Source organism: Pantoea endophytica (genome assembly GCF_002858935.1).
GTDB classification, from domain to species: domain Bacteria; phylum Pseudomonadota; class Gammaproteobacteria; order Enterobacterales; family Enterobacteriaceae; genus Pantoea; species Pantoea leporis.
Map to the genome: position 1 here is coordinate 81,731 of NZ_PJRT01000027.1, position 20,175 is coordinate 101,905.

Annotated in this window: 21 protein-coding genes and 1 other annotated feature; of the genes, 7 read left to right on the forward strand and 14 right to left on the reverse strand. The window is 48.1% G+C overall.

What is annotated here, in order from left to right:
- The first annotated feature begins 42 nt into the window (after positions 1–42).
- From PZBJ_RS16505 to gndA, 5 genes are all read left to right on the forward strand, one after another.
- A complete protein-coding gene (locus tag PZBJ_RS16505; protein WP_158238611.1) occupies positions 43–948 on the forward strand; it encodes a glycosyltransferase family 2 protein in 906 nt (301 codons plus the stop codon).
- 17 nt (positions 949–965) lie between these two features.
- The gene (locus tag PZBJ_RS16510) at positions 966–2,261 is read left to right on the forward strand and encodes a rhamnan synthesis F family protein (RefSeq protein ID WP_101763378.1); all 1,296 of its coding nucleotides are present in this window, start codon (positions 966–968) and stop codon (positions 2,259–2,261) included.
- Positions 2,261–3,061: an ABC transporter permease gene (locus tag PZBJ_RS16515; RefSeq protein ID WP_101763379.1), complete on the forward strand. Its 801-nt coding sequence runs from the start codon at positions 2,261–2,263 to the stop codon at positions 3,059–3,061. Before PZBJ_RS16510 ends, PZBJ_RS16515 begins: the two co-directional genes overlap by 1 nt.
- A 4-nt stretch (positions 3,062–3,065) precedes the next feature.
- On the forward strand, positions 3,066–3,839 hold the full coding sequence (locus PZBJ_RS16520) for an ABC transporter ATP-binding protein (RefSeq protein WP_101763380.1): 774 nt from the start codon (positions 3,066–3,068) through the stop codon (positions 3,837–3,839).
- 130 nt (positions 3,840–3,969) lie between these two features.
- Entirely contained in the window at positions 3,970–5,379 is a 1,410-nt protein-coding gene (gndA, locus tag PZBJ_RS16525) for an NADP-dependent phosphogluconate dehydrogenase (protein ID WP_101763381.1), read from the forward strand.
- 36 nt (positions 5,380–5,415) lie between these two features.
- Here the strand turns inward: gndA and PZBJ_RS24045 are convergent, their stop codons facing one another.
- Both PZBJ_RS24045 and PZBJ_RS16530 read right to left on the reverse strand, forming a co-directional pair.
- The gene (locus tag PZBJ_RS24045) at positions 5,416–6,525 is read right to left on the reverse strand and encodes a hypothetical protein (RefSeq protein WP_146001300.1); all 1,110 of its coding nucleotides are present in this window, start codon (positions 6,523–6,525) and stop codon (positions 5,416–5,418) included.
- Positions 6,522–7,760, reverse strand: coding sequence for a glycosyltransferase (locus PZBJ_RS16530; RefSeq protein ID WP_158238612.1), 1,239 nt, complete (start codon positions 7,758–7,760; stop codon positions 6,522–6,524). Before PZBJ_RS16530 ends, PZBJ_RS24045 begins: the two co-directional genes overlap by 4 nt.
- Positions 7,761–8,040: 280 nt before the next feature.
- On the opposite strand from PZBJ_RS16530, the gene PZBJ_RS16535 reads away from it, so the two are divergent.
- Positions 8,041–9,186, forward strand: coding sequence for a class I SAM-dependent methyltransferase (locus tag PZBJ_RS16535; protein ID WP_146001301.1), 1,146 nt, complete (start codon positions 8,041–8,043; stop codon positions 9,184–9,186).
- An 85-nt stretch (positions 9,187–9,271) separates the two neighbouring features.
- On the opposite strand, the gene PZBJ_RS16540 is transcribed toward PZBJ_RS16535, so the two are convergent.
- From PZBJ_RS16540 to hisL, 12 genes are all read right to left on the reverse strand, one after another.
- Positions 9,272–10,387 carry a succinylglutamate desuccinylase/aspartoacylase family protein gene (locus PZBJ_RS16540; protein ID WP_101763384.1) on the reverse strand — a complete coding sequence of 372 codons (1,116 nt, stop codon included), beginning with the start codon at positions 10,385–10,387 and terminating at the stop codon, positions 9,272–9,274.
- Positions 10,388–10,499: 112 nt separating this feature from the next.
- Complete coding sequence (locus tag PZBJ_RS16545) at positions 10,500–11,297, reverse strand: ABC transporter substrate-binding protein (protein ID WP_101763385.1); 798 nt, start codon at positions 11,295–11,297, stop codon at positions 10,500–10,502.
- Between the two features lie 66 nt (positions 11,298–11,363).
- Positions 11,364–11,840: a YbaK/prolyl-tRNA synthetase associated domain-containing protein gene (locus PZBJ_RS16550; protein WP_101763426.1), complete on the reverse strand. Its 477-nt coding sequence runs from the start codon at positions 11,838–11,840 to the stop codon at positions 11,364–11,366.
- An 88-nt stretch (positions 11,841–11,928) separates the two neighbouring features.
- Positions 11,929–12,540, reverse strand: coding sequence for a bifunctional phosphoribosyl-AMP cyclohydrolase/phosphoribosyl-ATP diphosphatase HisIE (gene hisIE / locus PZBJ_RS16555; protein ID WP_101763386.1), 612 nt, complete (start codon positions 12,538–12,540; stop codon positions 11,929–11,931).
- Positions 12,534–13,310 carry an imidazole glycerol phosphate synthase subunit HisF gene (hisF, locus tag PZBJ_RS16560; RefSeq protein WP_101763387.1) on the reverse strand — a complete coding sequence of 259 codons (777 nt, stop codon included), beginning with the start codon at positions 13,308–13,310 and terminating at the stop codon, positions 12,534–12,536. Before hisF ends, hisIE begins: the two co-directional genes overlap by 7 nt.
- A complete protein-coding gene (hisA, locus tag PZBJ_RS16565) occupies positions 13,292–14,029 on the reverse strand; it encodes a 1-(5-phosphoribosyl)-5-[(5-phosphoribosylamino)methylideneamino]imidazole-4-carboxamide isomerase (protein WP_101763388.1) in 738 nt (245 codons plus the stop codon). The genes hisF and hisA overlap by 19 nt, the downstream gene beginning before the upstream one ends.
- The gene (gene hisH, locus PZBJ_RS16570; RefSeq protein ID WP_101763389.1) at positions 14,029–14,619 is read right to left on the reverse strand and encodes an imidazole glycerol phosphate synthase subunit HisH; all 591 of its coding nucleotides are present in this window, start codon (positions 14,617–14,619) and stop codon (positions 14,029–14,031) included. Before hisH ends, hisA begins: the two co-directional genes overlap by 1 nt.
- The gene (gene hisB, locus PZBJ_RS16575) at positions 14,619–15,686 is read right to left on the reverse strand and encodes a bifunctional histidinol-phosphatase/imidazoleglycerol-phosphate dehydratase HisB (RefSeq protein ID WP_101763390.1); all 1,068 of its coding nucleotides are present in this window, start codon (positions 15,684–15,686) and stop codon (positions 14,619–14,621) included. Before hisB ends, hisH begins: the two co-directional genes overlap by 1 nt.
- Positions 15,683–16,759 carry a histidinol-phosphate transaminase gene (gene hisC, locus PZBJ_RS16580; RefSeq protein WP_061717707.1) on the reverse strand — a complete coding sequence of 359 codons (1,077 nt, stop codon included), beginning with the start codon at positions 16,757–16,759 and terminating at the stop codon, positions 15,683–15,685. Before hisC ends, hisB begins: the two co-directional genes overlap by 4 nt.
- A complete protein-coding gene (hisD, locus tag PZBJ_RS16585; protein WP_101763391.1) occupies positions 16,756–18,063 on the reverse strand; it encodes a histidinol dehydrogenase in 1,308 nt (435 codons plus the stop codon). The genes hisC and hisD overlap by 4 nt, the downstream gene beginning before the upstream one ends.
- 4 nt (positions 18,064–18,067) lie before the next feature.
- Entirely contained in the window at positions 18,068–18,967 is a 900-nt protein-coding gene (gene hisG, locus PZBJ_RS16590; protein WP_008104821.1) for an ATP phosphoribosyltransferase, read from the reverse strand.
- A gap of 53 nt (positions 18,968–19,020) precedes the next feature.
- Positions 19,021–19,142 (reverse strand) — a sequence feature (His leader region).
- Entirely contained in the window at positions 19,118–19,165 is a 48-nt protein-coding gene (hisL, locus tag PZBJ_RS16595) for a his operon leader peptide (protein WP_100396937.1), read from the reverse strand. Its footprint overlaps the feature before it by 25 nt.
- A 176-nt stretch (positions 19,166–19,341) precedes the next feature.
- Between hisL and PZBJ_RS16600 the strand changes: the two genes are divergently transcribed.
- Positions 19,342–20,169, forward strand: coding sequence for an SDR family oxidoreductase (locus PZBJ_RS16600; RefSeq protein WP_101763392.1), 828 nt, complete (start codon positions 19,342–19,344; stop codon positions 20,167–20,169).
- The last annotated feature ends 6 nt before the right edge of the window (positions 20,170–20,175 follow it).

Genomic DNA, 20,175 nt, shown 5'->3' on the forward strand with positions numbered 1-20,175 from the left:
TAGCTGATGATGATGAGCGATAAAGGAAAAATAAGTATCCTGATGGGTACTTATAATGGTGAAAAATATTTAGAAAAGCAACTGCGTTCCATTGCTTCTCAAACTTATACTAATTGGACGCTCATTGTTTCTGATGATGGTTCAACAGATAGCACCTGTGAAATCATTACCCGCTTTGCCAAAGAATTTTCTGAAGGCAGAGTTATCCTGTTTCAGGGGCCAGGTAAAGGATTTGCTGCGAATTTCTACAACCTGCTTAATAGAAAAGATATTGATTCGCCGTTCTATGCCTTTTGTGATCAGGATGACATTTGGTGTAACAATAAGCTGGAAGAGGCTATTAATCAGTTAACAACAAATGATTTCTCTACTGACAACTATGCTTTATATGGCTCCCGCACAAAGCTAATTGATTCTGACGAAGTTAATATTGGTTATTCACCCTGTTTTCTCAAAGAATTTACTTTTAGTAATGCACTTTTGCAAAGTTATGCGGGCGGCAACACGATGGTTTTTAGTCGTGGACTAAAAACGGTGTTTGAGACATTCCCTGCCAACCTTCCGATTGTTTCTCATGACTGGATTTTGTATATCATATGCAGTGCAATGAATGGAACAGTAATCTACGATCGGGAACCAAAGATTCTCTACCGCCAGCATGGGCAGAATTTAGTGGGCAGCAACACGGGTATTTTGTCTAAGCTCACAAGATTTAATCGTTTGTTTGCAGGTGAATTTAAATGCTGGAGCGAGAAAAATTGTATGGCGCTTGAGTGTTTGAAAGACAGAATGCCGGCTGACAACAGACGTGATTACGAAAGATTTAGTGCTTTGAATGGAAGTCTTTTGAAACGAATTACTAACTTTATTAAGGGTGGATTTTATAGACAAAGCTTCATTGAAACATGTGCTTTCTTTATCATGAATCTCTTTAGGAAATTAGTTTAACCATCGACGGTGTTAATATGAAAAGAATTATTTTTATGATTATCAGGTTTTTCCTGAAAATTGTAATTTATCTATATTATGGCGTACTATCAATTCGCGATGATATTAAGACAAAAAAATATACGAATATTAAAGTCAAGAATGACTTCACGGGTGGCAAGGTTATGCTGCTTGCGCTCTATGAGAAATCATCGCTTAGAAATGATACACTTGAGCTGTTAAAAGAAGCGAAGCGCAATAATGTATTTGTTATTGCCGTTAATACCTTAAGGTTAGAAGAACAAAATTACCCTTCTGAGTTAACCGATGTTTATATAGAGCGTGATAATTACGGGCGTGATTTCGGCAGCTATAAAGCAGGGATGAAATATTTCTACGATGCAGGTTTTGAAGAAAAATGTGAACGGTTACTTATCATCAATGACAGTGTGTTTTTCTCAAAGAATGGCTTGCCTGAATTTGTTAAAAATTTATTTGATACTAACGTTGAAGTAATCGGTGCTACAGAAAACAGTCAGCACTCTCATCACCTTGGCTCATTCTGTATTTCAGTAGCAGGCAAAATAGCTAAGAATGAAAAGTTCAAAAGTTTTTGGTTAAACTATAAGTCATCGAACGTTAGACCTTTAGTAATAAAAAGAGGTGAGTTCGGTTTAAGTAAGCTTCTTAAGTCACTGGTTAGTTCAGAGCAAAATTTCAAGTCTCTTTTCAATGTCTCGTTCATGGAGAAAAAGCTGAGCAGTGATGAGGTTTTCTATGAGAATTACTATTACTATCGTCGTGAAGGTGTCAGTGCCTGGACAAATAAATCCATTACCGGCTTAATCGCAAGTGATGAAGTCTTATCATCTTATTATAATAAATACATTCTCTCTAATAAGAGAACTGAAAAGTTGGCATTTGCAAGTGACAATGTTGTGGAATACAACTCTGTTGATAAAGAATATTCAACACTAAGCTCAAGCAAGGTTGATTACTTAGAAGCAGTGAATTTCTTCAGAAATTACTCGCACAAAGAAGCATTGCTAAACAGCCAGTTCAAACAAAGATTGATATCTTTGTATCTGGATGAATTTACGATGGGGTCGCAAATCCACGTTAATTGCCTCGCATTACATAATTGTGGTTTACCTATAATTAAGCTTGATTTGATGTTCCGCTGCGTTTGTAGCATGAATGATATTATCAAGTTAAGAGATCAGCTTGATGAATCTCAAAGGGAAGAGTTTATGACACTTATCTTGGCTCGTCTGTGCGGTGATAAGTTCCTTGTCGGATTAAATCGTCTGGCGTACCAATTTGGAATTTTGTAATGTCGAATAAGCAAAAATCAGTAGGGTGGGATGACTTCACCTCTGCGTTAAGAAACTTTCACGTTGTAAAAGTGATGGGTGGTCAGGACATTAAGATGCGATACAAACGGTCCAAGATGGGGCCGTTTTGGATCACAATTAGTATGGCAGTTATGATCACGACCATGGGATTAGTTTTTGGTAATCTTTTCAAAACCAATGTCAAAGAGTTTTTGCCCTATCTAACTCTTGGTTTGATAACATGGAGTTTTATCCAAAGCTCCATCTCAGAAGGTTGTGATGCCCTGATATCTTCAGAAGGGATTATTAAGCAGTTACCTGTTCCATTACACGTTCACGTGATGCGTGTAATTTGGAAAAACTTCATCATCTTCCTGCACAATATCGTTATATTCCCTCTGGTTCTGATTGCAGTGCAGAAAAGTGTAGACTGGACTGTTTTCCTGGTGATACCTGGTTTTATCCTGCTGATTTTGAATTTAACCTGGGCATTAATGATTCTTTCGATGATTTGTGCGCGCTTCCGTGATATGACACAAATTGTGTTAAGTATTATGCAGGTTATTTTCTATCTGACCCCAGTAATTTGGATGCCGAAACTTCTCTCACACAGTGCTGCCGCAGCATTACTCACCTTTAACCCTCTTTATCATTTGATTGACTTGGTAAGAGGTCCATTATTAGGTGAGATCCCAATGATGAGCAGTTACATCATTGCTGGCGTTATGGCAGTAGTCGGTTTGGCTCTATCGATTGCGATGACGAGCAAATATAAATACCGCGTTCCTTATTGGGTGTAATGTAATGGCTATTATTAAATTTGAAAACGTGGGTATTGATTTCCCAATATTCAACGCCCAGGCAAGATCGATTAAAAAGAACTTTATCAATTTTGCTACCGGTGGAAAGGTTGGTCAGCACGATGGTAAAGTTGTGGTTTCGGCCCTTAATAATCTTAACTTCGAAATCAAAGATGGCGAGCGAGTCGGGCTAATTGGCCATAATGGTGCGGGTAAAACAACGCTGCTAAGGATGTTTAGTAAAGTCTATCATCCAACCAGCGGCAGCGCTAAGATTGAAGGCGACATTGGTTCGTTAATTTCTATTTCATTAGGGATCAATCAGGAATTTACGGGAAGAGAAAATATCTATATTCGCGGTGCCTTATTAGGATTGCGGAAAAAAGAAATCGATACGCGAATTGAAGAGATCATTGAATTCACCGATCTGGGTGACTTCATTGACATGCCTGTTCGTACTTACTCGTCTGGTATGCAGATGCGTTTAGGGTTTAGTGTTAGTACTATTTTTACTCCCGAAATCCTCCTTATGGATGAATGGCTATCTGTAGGCGACGAAGGCTTTAAAGAAAAAGCTGAAACTCGATTAACCAATATTATTAATGCAACGAAGATATTGATTCTTGCAAGCCATAGTAACGAATTGTTAAGAAAAACCTGTACAAGAATTCTTTGGCTCGAGCACGGCACGGTAAAAATGGACGGTACTCCAGAGGAAGTGTTGCCGTTATATTTCAAGTCAAATATCAAAAAAGGTGATTTGTTAACCAATACATAATCATCCACATTTCTTGTGTGTTTTATCATCGCACCATTCACTACCTTTATTGGTGATAGATGAGTTAACATATTTGCCACTTCAATCACAAACTTGTGTTTGTGACGGTAACTTCAGACAGGAGTAGATAATGTCCAAGCAACAAATCGGTGTTGTCGGTATGGCAGTTATGGGCCGTAACTTGGCTCTTAACATTGAGAGCCGCGGCTACACAGTCTCTATTTTCAACCGTTCACGCGAAAAGACGGATGAAGTCATCGCTGAGAACCAAGGCAAGAAACTGGCACCTTTTTACACCGTTGAAGAGTTTGTTGAATCGCTGGAAAAACCACGTCGTATCCTTTTGATGGTACAGGCTGGTGAAGCTACAGATAAAACGATTGCTTCTTTGACCCCGCATTTGGACAAGGGCGACATCTTGATTGATGGTGGTAACACCTTCTATAAAGATACTGTCCGCCGTAACAAAGAACTTTCTGATCAGGGCTTCAATTTCATTGGTACCGGTGTTTCCGGTGGTGAAGAGGGCGCACTGAAAGGGCCTTCCATCATGCCTGGCGGCCAGAAAGAAGCATATGAATTGGTTGCACCAATTTTAGATAAGATTGCTGCTCGTGCGGAAGATGGCGAAGCTTGTGTTGCTTACATCGGTCCAAACGGTGCTGGTCACTATGTAAAAATGGTGCATAACGGCATCGAATACGGTGATATGCAGCTGATTGCTGAAGCTTATGCACTGTTGAAAGGCGCGTTAGGCCTCGACAATGAAGAGCTGGCAAAAACCTTTACTGACTGGAACAACGGTGAGTTAAGCAGCTACTTAATCGACATCACCAAAGATATCTTCACTAAGAAAGATGAAGACGGTAAATACCTGGTTGATGTGATTCTGGATGAAGCCGCTAACAAAGGCACCGGTAAGTGGACTAGCCAGAGCTCACTGGATCTCGGCGAGCCGCTCTCACTGATCACTGAGTCAGTATTTGCACGCTATCTTTCTTCTCTGAAGACCCAACGTGTTGCAGCTTCTAAAGTGCTGAGCGGCCCTCAGGTTAAAGAATTTACTGGCGATAAGGCTGAGTTCGTCGAGAAAGTCCGTCGCGCTCTTTATCTGGGCAAGATCGTTTCCTATGCTCAGGGCTTCTCACAGTTGCGCGCTGCGTCGGAAGAGAATAACTGGGATCTGCAATACGGTGAAATTGCGAAGATTTTCCGTGCCGGATGCATTATTCGTGCGCAATTCCTGCAGAAGATTACTGATGCATACGCACAGGACGCTAACATTGCTAACCTGCTGCTGGATCCTTATTTCAAGAACATTGCAGATGAGTACCAGCAGGCGCTGCGTGATGTAGTGTCTTACGCCATTCAGAACGGTATTCCAACGCCGACCTTCTCAGCTGCTATTGCTTACTACGATAGCTATCGTTCAGAAGTTCTGCCGGCAAATCTGATTCAGGCTCAGCGTGATTATTTCGGTGCGCATACTTATAAGCGCATTGATAAAGATGGCGTATTCCACACTGAGTGGTTGGATTAAACTATAGAAAAAAAAGCCTCTTTAAGAGGCTTTTTTTTAAACTGACAATGGCTGTATCAAAAATGATGACAGATAATTATGTTTCGAGTTGTCTGCAATAATAATTTCTTCTGAAAGGAGATGATCATAGATTTCAGGGTTAAATTCCTTGAGGAAGCCCGTTCTGAAAAAACAAGCGTTAGGTGTTATTTCTGATGATACTGAAAATGTATGTTTTTCAGCAATGACTTTAATTAGTTCATTTACACCATCACATCTAAATAGATTAACTCTTTTGTTATGTATTTCGTAATCTAATAAACACGTTGTGACTGTAGAAATACCATACTCACAGTATGGTATTAAATCATCAGAACCTTCTATTCCACCGAAATAAATATCTTTATCCATTCCATATAAATATATATTTTTAGGTCTGTAATCTAACGCATTTGAACTGAATGCATGTTCAGATAGTTCTGCAGGGTGAACACACCAAATAAAAACTTCCGCAGGGTTATTTTTAGCATAATTAAATATTTCAGCATAAAAAGCCCTTTTATCTGAAGGTGAATATAGATACCAATTAGTATTAGACGTGATTAAAGTGAATTTTGGTAACTGCCTTGTTTTGTAAGATCCTTTTTTTATTGTTCTTGGATATCCAAATCCCTGATCGCCAAACCACTGTAGCTTTTTATCAGAAATTGATGGCAACATACCACCAAAACCAAAGTAATGTGAACGTGTACTTATTAGTTTTGAGTCATCAGCTAAGTTTATTCCTGTCTGGAACATGCCATGTGGGATTTCGTATATAGGTAATTTCACCTTCAAACAAGCAGAGACAATTTCATTAATTGTAATAGGAATGAATGGAACTACATAGCCCAAGAAAACCACTGCCTTATCCATATTTGGTAAAAGTCCAGCAACAGAATCTTTGTCAAGTATGAATTTTATTTTACTTTCTGGGTTTAATGTTAAATACTCTCTTGCAATTAATTCAAAGTTTTCGGAATATATGTAACTTTCATAACGACTTTGCTCTGCAACAATTAAGGCAAGTTCAAAGTGAGACCTATTAAATGGCAAGTAGATAATGTGACTATCATTCCTATTATTTCCAGCAGAAGTAAAGATACCTTTGATAGTGAAATTATTCATAAACTGTAACCTGCAATTGCTGAGTCAAATGCTTTAAGCGAAGCGTTAGTAATAGCTTCCGGATTATCAAATAAATAAGAAAGAGTTGCATACCATTCATCCTCAGTGGAGCATATCCAACCATTTTCGTTATTTTTAATACAATCAACGTATTCTGCAACGGAAGATGCAATAACAGCAACACCCTGAGATGCGGCTTCTATAAACTTGATATTTGATTTAGCATCATTAAAAACTGTTTTTTCTAACGGGACTAAAACGATGTCATGTTTATTAATTTCAGAAAGCATTTCATTAAAATTAACTAATGGTAAAAAATTACACTCTACACCGAGATGTGAAAATATAGACGTTTGGTCGCTAACCATACCTAAGAAACTCAAACAAAACTTATTAGGATAATCTTGCGCCAGTTTCATCAGGGGGCCACTGATTGTACTATAGTCCTTTAAGTGAGTTTTTGATCCTGATAAATACAACACCCGGACTTTTCTACTAATAATTTTTTTGCCTAAACTCTCTCTGGGAAGAAAATACTCTCGAGGTAATTTGTTTTTAGAGATTGTGATGTTCTCAATCAAATCAGAATGTAAATTGGCGATGGTTTTAGTTGAACATACCATCTGGTCTGCGCCTAATAAAATAGATGAGTCTCTGGTCATATCCTTAAGTATTTGATGGTAATCAGAAATACCTGAGCGAACAGCCCCTTTGTACTCCGAGTAATCTGGAAGTAAAAGATCATCCACATCAATTATGATTTTTACATTCAAAGTACGGCAAAGATGCATAAAGTATTTTGTTTTTCGGCTACCATTACTGGGGCGGATGAATACCATCTCTTTTGCTGTAAAAATCTCTTTAACGGAGTCCAGAAAACTCGTGTCCTGATGGATGATTACCGAAGAATTTTTTCGCACTTCTGGGAAGTATCCGCGATAAAGAAAAGAAGCATTTGTCTTAACAGTGTCAAAGAAAATTATTGATTGTCCAGATTCAAAGCGTTCTGATTTTTTTATAGCACGAAAATTAGGTTCAAAAAATTCGCGCCCTTCTTTGTATCCATATGTATAGTAATGATAAGTCCCCGACAATCCGGAGTTTTTTATATCTTGATAGAATGAAAGATATTGTTTTTCATCTAATAAAAGACTTTTGATATACGCATCTGATAAGTCCGGACGCGACCTTGCAAGATTGGATAAAAAATCCGCGAACTGGTCTTGTGAGGGCACATGCGTACTATTCTGTGATTGTGAGTTCGAAGCCGGGTCACTCCGAAGTAGTTTAAAAACAGACGAATATTTCATATGAGTTCAATCTATCAATGGGTTGAAAAAAGAGGATAAAGTCGCCATCCGTTATCATCACGCTTGGGATTTTTCAAATTCGAATGTTATGCTAATGTCCTGGTAAGTGTAAAATTATATTTCTTCGGAGCGTTCATATCAAGGTTTATGATGTGTTGAACAAGCGATATTAAAATGTGTATATGATAAATTAGTAAAAGAGTTAGTGTTAATAAACAATCATAGTTTTAATGTTACTTTGCGAGTTGATAAAATGAACTATTTGAAGCAACTGTACCAGCAGCATGAAGGTAAATCTTCGGATAAATGGGATATTTATCTCGATGTATATGATGAACTTTTTTTTGAACGGCGCTCTAATGTGTCAAGTTTTTTAGAAATTGGCGTACAAAACGGAGGTTCGCTTGAAATTTGGAGTAAATACTTTTCTTCGGCTCAACATCTGGTTGGCTGTGATATAAATCCTGATTGTGCCAAATTAAATTATGACAACCCTTCAATCGAAGTGGTAATAGGAAACTCATCAACAGTTGAAATAAAAGAAAAAATTTTATCAATTTCCTCTGCATTTGATGTGATCATTGATGATGGCTCACATGTTTCTTCGGATATAATAAAATCTTTCTTGCTTTACTTTCCATTAATTGCTGATGATGGGATATATATCATTGAAGATCTTCATGCAAGTTATTGGGAAAGCTTTGAAGGTGGGTTGTATTATCCCTATTCTTCAATGTCATTCTTAAAAAAACTTGCAGATGTTCCAAATCAGGAGCATTGGGGTGTTAAGCGTGATGCGAAAGATTATTTATCTCCATTTTATCGTTTTTATAATTGTGAATCCATTGATAGCGTAGACTACTCAACTATTCATTCAGTTACTTTTGTGAATTCATTATGTGTAATAAAAAAGAAAAAATCAGAAAGTAACATTCTTGGTTCTCGTCATATCGCAGGAACTGAGTGGGATGTTTTTTCAAGAAATAAAAACTCGCAGGGTTTAAAAATAAATTGTATACCACAAGAGAAAAACATCTGGAGCCAACTTGATACATTCCCTGAAATGGAATGGACAAAGTTAGTTACGAATGGAGTTGATAACGAAAATATTAATATTTCTTTGCAACAACAAATTGAACTTTCTCAACATGAATTAAATGTTAAGATTAAAACTTTGCTCAATGAGATTAGTCAAAAAGAGTTGTCTTACGAAAACTTATTAGAAGAAAATGCTCGTATTTCTGTGAAGCTAAAAAATATTACTACAGAAAATCATGCAATACTAACCTCTAATAGCTGGAGGATTACCCAGCCTCTAAGAGCTTTAATGAGAAAGTTTAAACGTAACTGAGTACTGGTTTTTATTGAAATTGAACAAAATTTGTTGGCCCACTTATCTTGTTGGGCCAAATATTCAACCCTATTTAGTTCTAGAATTACACCACCAACAACTCCCCCCGCCTCCCAGCATTCTCCCCAGCCAACCGCACCACCAACATCCCCGCCGTCACAAACTTGGTCAAATTCCTCGCATACAACACGCCACCAAACTCCGCCACCAGCGGCATCACCTGGTCAGTAATCGGATCAACAACCTCAGCCACCACTTCCCCCGCCTTAATCCACTCACCCAAATTACGTCGGTAAAACACCAATCCAGATTGCGCCGCATGGATATACTCACATCCCGCCAGCGCCGTCGCTGGATGAATCAGGGCAGGGGACTCACCCACTTCACCGGCAATATAACCACCTTCAATCAGCGCATTGATAATCGCGTCAGCATCTTTCTCCGCCATCTCAGGCGATACATCCGCGACACCGCGTAGTTCCAGCGTCACCGGCAGCAAGCCGCGCGGCATCGGATACTCATCACCAAAACGCTCTGCCAATGTTAGCCACGGTTCACAGCAAGCCTCATCAAACGGTTCACCGCCAGATATCTGCGCCAACAACTGCACTTCACTGCCTAACCAACGCGCCAAAGGTTCAATGTCCGGCCACGCGTGCGGCGTGGTGTAGAGGTGCGGCAGCGCATCCCAGTCACAATGTAGATCAATCATCAAATCGGCCTGGCTCGCCATACGCATCAGCGTAAAGCGCTGGGCATCCAGTTCGGTGCGGGCAATGCGGTCACGATAATGGCGATCAATCGCTTCCCTGATCAGGCGTTTATTTTCGTATTCACTTTGTGTCAGGGAATCAGCAAGTTCTTCAGCCAGCGCTTCACCCAATGCCGGGAAGCGGCGGTTAAAGTCTTGTCCTGATAACGTATGGAAACGCCCGAGATGGCTACCGTGCCAGTGTTGTCCCATGGCTAAAGGATTCGCCACCGGCACCAATGTGATTTTGGCTTTGAGTTGTCCGGCAGATTCCAGCGCCAGCAGTTTCTGTTTCAAGTACCATGCCACCGCCATGCCCGGCAGTTCATCGCCGTGCAGCGCAGCCTGAATATAGACGCGTTGCTGCGAATCGGTGCCGAAGTGGAAGCTGACAATTTCGCGTTGCGTGCCCAGCGAGGCGCTTAATAGAGGATGATGTTGTTGTTGCATAACGCTATCGATGTCCTTTATTCATGGCACGCTTTCAGCGACGCCAGATGCATTTTCTGATGGAATTATAGTGCTGAGTGCAAAAAGGGCGGCAAAAAAGCCGCCCAAAAGATTACTGCTGGATGGAGATGTCAGTTGCGAAGTACTTTTTCTGAATTTTTTCGAAAGTGCCGTTCTTCTTCAGTTCGGCAAACGCGTTATCCAGTGCGGTTTTCAGTTCGGTGTCGCCTTTACGCAGACCTATCGCGGTGCCCGGACCGATAATTGGGTCCTGCACAATCGGGCCAGCCAGCTCGAAATCTTTGCCCTGCGGATGTTTCAGGAAGCCATTGGCGGCTTGAGCGGCATCTGTAAACACCACGTCAAGTCGACCCGAAATCAGGTCGCTTTCTACCTGCGCCTGATCGCCATAAGGCACAACCTGCACGCCATGCGGCTGCCATTTGGCCAACGCATATCGCTCCTGCACGGTGCCTTGCTCAACGCCCACGGTTTTGCCTTTCAGCGATTCAGCAGTTGGCAGCAAGCCAGAACCTTTACGCGCAATCAGCTGCGTATGGGTGTCGTACAGCGGCACGGTGAAATCAATCTGCTTCAGACGTTCTTCGGTGATGCCCATATCCGACAAGATGGCGTCGAACTTGCGCGCTTTCAGCGCCGGGATCATGCCATCGAACTGGCTCTCCACCCACACGCATTTGGCCTGCATCTGCTCGCATAGCGCATTGCCGAGATCGATATCAAAACCAACCAGTTTGCCCTGTGGCGTTTTGGATTCGAAAGGAGGATAGGTGGGATCCACTGCGAAACGCACCTGATCAATTTTTGCCTGTGCGCCAAACGCGCAACCTGCCAGCACAGCCAGCGCCAGCGTGTGACGCAGGCAGGTGGTTAAACGAGAACTTGCCATAATATCGGTCTTCTTTTGATGTGATGTTGAGTCAGAAAGAGTACCGCTCAGGGCCTGGCAAGGCAATTAGAGGATTATTTTCATCACGTTACCATTATGCAGCACCTGATAATCCGCTACATTCAGCACCACCGATTGCTCCAGCATTCCGGCATTGAAGGCGATTTCGTCATAGCGTTCAAACAGCAGCGGATCGACCACCAGCTGTAAATCAGGATGGAAGCTAAACGGCGGAATAGCCCCGAATACGCAGCCGGTCAGCGTATTCACTTCCGCAGGCGAGGCCAGCGAAGCACGGCGACCGCCAACCGCTGCAGCAACCTTGCTGAGATCCGCTTGCTGATCGGCAGGCAGCACCGCCAGCACATGCTGTTTGATACCGTTGCCTTTCACATGACACACCAGCGCCTTCGCGCCTTGCCCTACTTCCGTGCCACGAATTGCCGCCACCGCTTCGCACTTGCCGGTCGCTTCATGCTCCATCACGCGATAGCGCGCCTGATGTTGGTCGAGCAGGGCGATCAGTTTTTCATGGGTGGTCATGGTGTTTTCCATGCTGATGAATAGCGTAGGGTGCGCATTTATGCGCGCCTGGGACATTGGTCGCCATGAATGGCGACCCTACGAAACGTTATTTATGACGCGCCCGCAGATTATTGATGATGGTGCTCAAATCCAGCTCCTGATCCTGCAGCAGCACCATCAGGTGATAAAGCAGATCCGAAGCTTCATTGGTCAGCTCGTGACGATCGTTAACCGTTGCAGCCAACGCCGTTTCCACGCCTTCTTCACCCACCTTCTGCGCGATACGCTTGGTGCCGCTGGCATAAAGCTTCGCGGTGTACGAACTCTCTGGATCGGCGCTTTTGCGCGAAGCCAGCAGCTGCTCCAGCTGATAGAGGAACGTCCAGTCTGGCGCAGCCGGTGAGAAGCAGCTGGAAGTGCCGAGATGGCAGGTTGGGCCAATCGGATTGGCCAGCACCAGCAGCGTGTCGTTGTCGCAGTCCGGCGTAATGCTCGCCACTTGCAGGAAGTGGCCCGAGGTTTCGCCTTTGGTCCATAAACGGTTTTTGGTGCGTGAGAAGAAGGTGACGTTGCCCTCGCTGAGGGTTTTTTGCAGCGCTTCTTCGTTCATATAACCGTGCATCAGCACTTCGCCGGAAACGTTGTGCTGGACGATAACGGGCATCATGCCCGCGGTTTTGACCCAATCCAGCCTGGCCAGTTGTTCTGCAGTTAACACGCGCGAATCTCCACACCGTTGTCGATCAGGAAGTTTTTCAACTCGCCGATATTGATAATTTGTTTGTGAAACACCGAAGCCGCCAGCGCGCCATCGACGTTCGCCTGCACAAAGGCGTCAAGGAAGTGCGGCATCGTGCCTGCGCCGCCGGAGGCGATCAGCGGCACTTTGCACACATCGCGCACTTTCTTCAGCTGCACCAGATCGTAGCCGTTACGCACGCCATCCTGGTTCATCATGTTGAGTACGATTTCACCCGCGCCCAGCTTCTGCACTTCCTGTACCCAATCCAGAGTTTCCCACGTGGTCACTTTGGTGCGCGCTTCGTCGCCGGTGTACTGATTGACGTGATATTTGCCGCTCACTTCGTCAAACCAGGTATCGATGCCCACTACGATGCACTGCACGCCAAAGCGATCGGCCAGGCGCGTAATCAGCGTCGGATCGGCTAATGCTGGCGAGTTGATGGAAATCTTGTCGGCACCAAACTGCAGAATGCGCGCCGCGTCTTCTTCGCTCTTAATGCCGCCCGCCACGCAGAAAGGAATATCGATCACTTCCGCCACGCGCGACACCCAGCTTTTGTCCACGACGCGGCCATCTGATGAGGCGGTGATATCGTAGAATACCAGCTCGTCCGCACCTTCCTGCGCATAACGCTGCGCCAGCGGCACAATGTCACCGATGATTTCGTGGTTGCGGAACTGAACGCCTTTCACCACTTGCCCGTCACGCACATCGAGACAAGGAATTATCCGTTTTGCCAGCATGCGATTGCCTCCGCCACCGTGAATTTATCTTCCAGTAACGCGCGACCAACGATCACGCCCTGTGCGCCGCTGCCGCGTAACGCCGCGATGTCATCCAGCGAACCGATGCCGCCTGAAGACTGAAAAGCGATGTCCGGGAAGGCCGCAGACACTTCTTTATACAGCGCGACGTTGGATCCGCTCAGCGTGCCGTCGCGCGAAATGTCAGTGCACAACACATGCCTGAGGCCAACCGGCTGATACCAGCCAATCACCTCTTCCAGCGTCACGCCCGCCGCTTCCTGCCAGCCGCTGATCGCCACCTCTTTGCGGTTGTTGGCATCAATGCGCACATCTAATGCCAGCACAATGGCGTCGGCGCCAAACTCGTTAAACCAGCTTTTGACTTCTTCCGGTTGCTTCACCGCGGTGGAACCGACCACCACGCGCGTGGCACCAGCTGCCAGCAGCGCCGCCACATCATCGCGATGGCGGATGCCGCCGCCGACCTGCACCGGCACGGTCACGCCGCGCAGTAAGGTGGTGAGCAGGGGAATCTGACGTTTGGCCGGATCTTTCGCGCCGGTCAAATCCACCAGATGCAGCACTTCTGCACCCTGGCGTTGGTAATCCTGTAAACGCGGCAGCGGATCGCTGCCGTAATCGCGCTGCTGGCCGTAATCGCCCTGATGCAGGCGCACCACTTTGCCGTCGATTAAATCTAATGCGGGGATAATCATCACATCTCCAGGAAATTTTTCAGCAGCTGCGCGCCGGCTTTGCCCGAACGCTCCGGGTGGAACTGCACGCCGAAGAAGTTATCTTTCTGCAGGGCAGCGGTGAACGGATAGCCGTAATCGCACTGGGCGATAGTGGCGGCATTCACCGGCATGGCGTAGCTGTGCACGAAGTAGAAGTAGCTGCCATCGGGAATGTCGCGGAACAGATGATGGCCGGCTTTAGCGGTGATCTGGTTCCAGCCCATGTGCGGCAGCGGTAAATCCTGCGTATCCATCAGCGTGACGGGCTCATCAACCAGGCCGAGCGTGGTGACGCCGCCATTCTCATCGCTACCGCGACCGAGCAGCTGCATGCCGAGGCAAATACCGAGCACCGGCTGAGTACAGGCTTTGATTAAGTCGATGAGATCGCGCTCCTGCAGCTGATTCATCGCCGCCTGCGCGGTGCCCACGCCGGGCAGCAGCAGCTTGTCGGCATGCAGCACCACATCCGGGTCGCGGCTCACCTGCGGCGTGTAGCCGAGGCGCTCAATGGCCCACTTCACCGAAGACAGGTTGGCGCAGCCGGTATCGAGGATCACCACGTTCATCACAGCACTCCTTTCGAGCTCGGCAAGGTGTTGCCTTCCACGCGAATCGCCTGGCGCAGCGTGCGGCCAAAGGCTTTGAACAGGCTTTCCACACGATGGTGATCGTTGCGGCCTTTGGTTTTCAGGTGCAGCGTGCTCATCATCGCGTAGGATAGCGAGCTGAAGAAGTGCTCGACCATCTCGGTGCTGAGATCGCCCACGCGCTGGTAGCTGAACTCGGCTTTGAATTCGATGTGCGGACGGCCGGAGATATCCAGCGCGCAGCGCGCCAGGCACTCATCCATTGGCAGCACAAAGCCGAAACGGCCGATGCCACGTTTGTCGCCCAGCGCTTTCAGCAGCGCTTCGCCGAGCGCCAGACCGGTATCTTCCACGGTGTGGTGATCGTCGATGTAGAGATCGCCTTTCACATCAATGTTCATGCGGAAGCCGCCGTGCACCGCAATCTGGTCCAGCATGTGATCGAAGAAGCCGACGCCGGTGTTAATTTTGCTGCCGCCTTCACGATCCAGCCACACTTCGACTTTAATCTGCGTCTCTTTGGTGTTGCGTTGCACCAGCGCGTAACGATCGCGTTTGGTCAGGCGCGCCTGAATCGCATCCCAATCTTCGCCTTCCGCGCCGTAACGCAGGCCCTGAATGCCCATGTTCTGCGCCAGCTGAATATCGGTCAGACGATCGCCAATCACGTAGCTGTTGGCGGTATCGAGCGCACCGGCGGCCAGCCAGGCTTCCACCATTTTGGTCTTCGGCTTGCGGCAATCGCAGTTATCTTCCGGCATATGCGGGCAGATCAGGATGTCGCTGAAATTCACGCCTTGTGAGCGGAGAATCTGCATCATCAGGTTGTGCGGGCCGTCAAAATCGGCCTGCGGGAAGCTGTTGGTGCCGAGGCCATCCTGATTGGTGATCATCACCAGCTGATAGCCCGCTGCCTGCAACGCCAGCAGCGCCGGAATGGCATTCTTCTCAAACGCCAGCTTCTCCATGCGATCCACCTGATAATCGGTGGGTGGCTCAGAAATGATGGTGCCGTCGCGGTCGATAAAAAGGATCTTCTGACTCATGCTTGCTCCACTGATAAGGCTTGCAGCGCGGCGATCAGGCGCTCGCACTCTTCACGGGTGCCGATGGAGATGCGCAGGCATCCCGCAAGGCCGGGGTTTTTGTTTTGGTCGCGCAGAATAATGCCTTGATCCCACAGCGTTTTAAACACTTTTGGCGAATCAGTGAAGCGCGCCAGAATATAGTTGGTTTCACTCGGGAACACCTGCTGCACCACGCTTATCTGCGGCAACTGCTCAAACAGCCAGGCACGATTGGCGTTCAACTCGGCAACGTGTTGACGCATGAGCGCAATGCCTTGCTCGCTCAGCGCTTGTCCAGCCACATCCGCTACCGGCGTCGCCAGCGGATAGGGCGCAATCACCTTCATCAGCAGATCGATCACCGGCTTGTTCGCGAGGGTGAAGCCGCAGCGCAAACCGGCCAGCGCGAAGGCTTTGGACAGCGTGCGCAGAATCACTAAGTGCGGATATTCCTGCAGCCAGCCCGCCAGCGTCGCGTCCGGGCAGAACTCGATATAGGCTTCATCGGCCACCACCAGCGCTTTACCGGCGGTCATCGCCAGCAGCGCGCGGATGTCATCCTGATTGATCAGGTTGCCGGTCGGATTGTTCGGGCTGCACATATAGACGACTTTCACGCCGTCGAGCTGGTCAGCAATTGCCGGCAGATTCAGCTGCCAGTCATCGAGTGCCGCCACGGTGCGGTATTCAATGCCGATGGTTTCGGCGCTGACGCTGTACATGCCGTAGGTTGGCGGGCAGAACAGAATCGCATCTTTGCCCGGCTCACAAAACGCGCGCATCAGCAGTTCGATACCTTCATCCGCACCGCGGCTGACCAGAACCTGCTCCGGCGTCAAACCGGCGTAAGCGGCATAGCGCTCAATGACAATCTTTGGCTGGCATTCCGGATAGCGGTTCAGCGTCTGTTGCGACAGCTCAAACGGTACCGGCAGCGGGAATTCGTTGGCATTCAGCCACACATCACCGTTGCCACCCAGACGACGCGCCGATTGATACGGCGTCAGCGCTCGCACATTGGCGCGCGCTAACTCTTCAATATTCAGGCTCATGCTTGCTCCTTCAGCGCGGCAACACGCAGGGTAACGGCATTTTTATGGGCTTCCAGCTGCTCGGCGGCGGCCAGCGTTTCAATCGTCGCGGCAAGATTGAGGAAGCCTTGCGGCGTCAGCTCTTGCACCGTCATACGTTTCTGGAAATCGGCCAGGCCAAGGCTGGAACAGGTCGCGGTGTAGCCGTAGGTCGGCAGCACGTGGTTAGTGCCGGACGCATAATCGCCCGCGGATTCCGGGGACCAGTCGCCAAGGAATACCGAACCGGCGCTGGTGATGCTTTCGACCAGATCGCGCGGCTGACGCGTCTGAATGATCAGGTGCTCCGGGCCGTACAGGTTGGAGATCTCGATGCACTGCTCTAAATCGCGCAGCACAATCAGGCGGCTGCTCGCTAACGCCTGACGCGCGGTAGCCGCACGCGGCAGCTGCGCCAGTTGCTCTTCAACCGCTTGCGCCACGTCTTCGGCCAGTTGCAGCGACGGCGTCAGCAAAACCACCTGCGAATCCGGGCCGTGTTCCGCCTGCGACAGCAAATCAGATGCCACGAACGCGGGCGTGGCGCCTTCATCGGCAATCACCAGCACTTCCGATGGACCGGCTGGCATATCAATTGCCGCGCCATCTAAACGCTGGCTGACCTGACGTTTGGCTTCGGTGACATAGGCGTTGCCAGGGCCAAAAATCTTGTCCACTTTCGGCACGGTTTCGGTGCCGAAGGCGAGGGCGGCGATGGCTTGTGAACCGCCCACCTGAAACACCTCTTTCACGCCACACAGCTGTGCCGCGTAAAGAATTTCATCGGCAATTGGCGGCGGCGAGCACAGCACCACGCGACCGCAACCGGCGATGCGTGCCGGTGTCGCCAGCATCAATACGGTTGAGAACAGCGGGGCGGAACCGCCAGGAATGTACAAACCCACCGATTTGACCGGACGGGTAATCTGCTGGCAGCGCACGCCAGGCTGAGTTTCCACATCCACTTCCGCCAGAATCTGCGCGTTGTGGAATGTCTCGATATTGCCCACAGCCACGGCCATCGCCTGCTTCAACGTGTCGCTCAAACGATCGCTGGCCGCTTGCATCTCTTCAGCGCTGACGCGCAGGTTATCCACCTGCGCTTTATCGAAGCGCGCGCTAAATTCACGCAGCGCCGTATCGCCGCTCTCTTTCACATTAACTAACACGTCGCGCACGATCTGGCTGATAGTTTCTGAAGCCGAAATCGCCGGACGCATCAGCAGCGCTTGCTGCTGCTCTGCGCTGCATTGCTGCCAATCAATGGGTGTCATCAGCGTGCTCATGGTATTACTCCAACATTTTTTCAATTGGCAGCACGAGGATCGAGCTGGCACCCAGCGACTTCAGCTTTTCCATGGTTTCCCAGAACAGCGTTTCGCTGCTCACCATGTGCATCGCCACGCGGCTCACATCGCCGGCCAGCGGCAGCACGGTTGGACGCTCAGCACCCGGCAGCAACGCAATCACCTCATCCAGGCGCTCGCTTGGCGCGTGCAGCATGATGTACTTGGATTCACGCGCTTTAATTACGCCCTGAATACGCGTCATCATTTTGTCGACCAGCTCTTGCTTGGCGGCCGGCAGTTCGCCATCGCGCTGAATCAGCACCGCTTTAGAGCGGTAGATCACTTCCACTTCGCGCAGGCCGTTGGCTTCCAGCGTGGCACCGGTTGAAACCAGGTCACAAATCGCATCGGCCAGGCCAGCGCGAGGAGCAACTTCGACAGAACCGTTCAGCAGGCAGGATTTGAAGGCGACGCCTTGTTTATCGAGGTATTTCTTCAGCAGGTGTGGATAAGAGGTGGCGATGCGGGCGTTATTCAGGCATTGCGGGCCGGTGTACTCTTCATCAACCGGCATCGCCAGCGACAGGCGACAACCGCCGAAATCCAGACGACGCAGCGTGAAGTAACGCGGATCTTCGCCCTGAGCACGGCGATTCAGCAGCTCCTCTTCCAGCACGTTTTCACCGACGATACCGAGATCGACCACGCCATCCATTACCAGGCCAGGGATATCGTCATCGCGCACACGCAGGATGTCGATCGGCATGTTCTCCGCAAACGCAATCAGACGCTGCTGCTGAAGGTTAATTTTGATACCGCAGCGTGCCAGCAGTTCGCGTGATTCATCACTTAAACGGCCAGATTTCTGCATAGCTATGCGAATACGGGTGTTATCTAACATGGTTCCTGTCCTCTTATTCAATTCTGTCTGAACGTGTTGGTTGGCGTTCGCCCATAAAAAAACCCCCGGAAGATGATCTTCCGGGGGCTCTCTTTGCGTTCGCACCACTGGAAGATCCTAATCGTCTCCCAGCACACATCGCCTGAAAGACTAGTCAGGGTGATGGTGATGATGGTGGTTGAACTGAACGCGTGTCATAGTAAATTCCGTTGCTGAATGAGTATTCATTTGCGTGCTGAATAACCTAACGAAGATGGTGACAATTGGCAACCCTTTTTTAACCGTCAATTTCCGGAATCTCCCGAAACAGTTTGCGCTGGTTTGGCACATCTACCCGCACTAAGATGAAGTGTGAGCCCATAGCAGGAGTCGATATGAAAAAGGTCGCGATTGTAGGTCTGGGATGGCTGGGTATGCCGCTGGCGATGGCGCTAACGGCACGCGGCTGGCAGGTCACCGGCAGTAAAACCTCGCCGGATGGCGTGGACGCCGCTCGCCGCTGTGGCATCGAAGCCTGCCAGCTGGTGCTAACCCCCGAACTGGAGTGTGAAGCCGAAGAGTTAGATACGCTGATGGCAGTCGATGCGCTGGTGGTGACATTACCTGCCAGCCGCACGGTGAAAGGCGGTGAAGATTACATGCAGGCGGTGCAGAACGTGGTGGATACCGCGCTGGCGAAGAAAGTGCCGCGCATTATTTTCACCAGCTCAACCTCAGTGTACGGCAGCGGTGAGGGCGTAATGAAAGAGAGCAGTCCGCTGCAGCCGGAAACCGTCGCCGGCAAGACGTTAGTGGAGCTGGAGAACTGGCTGCACGATCTGCCCGGCACCAGCGTAGACATTGTGCGTCTCGCGGGATTAGTGGGGCCAAATCGTCATCCGGGGCGTTTTCTGGCGGGCAAAACCGGGCTGGAAAACGGGGGGCATGCGGTCAATCTGGTGCATCTCGATGATGTGGTGGATGCGATTGTGCTGTTGCTGCAAACCCCGAAAGGCGGCCATGTTTACAATTTATGTGCCTCGAAACACCCGTCGCGGGATAGCTTTTATCCCAGCGTGTCGAAGCAGCTAGGGCTTGAGCCACCGACGTTTGTCGTTGAGCCAGAGCGTTCAAACGGCAAGGTGATTGATGGCTCGAAGATCGCGAGTGAGCTGGGTTTTGAGTATACGTATGATGACCCGATGAAAATGCCGTTAGAATAATTTTAC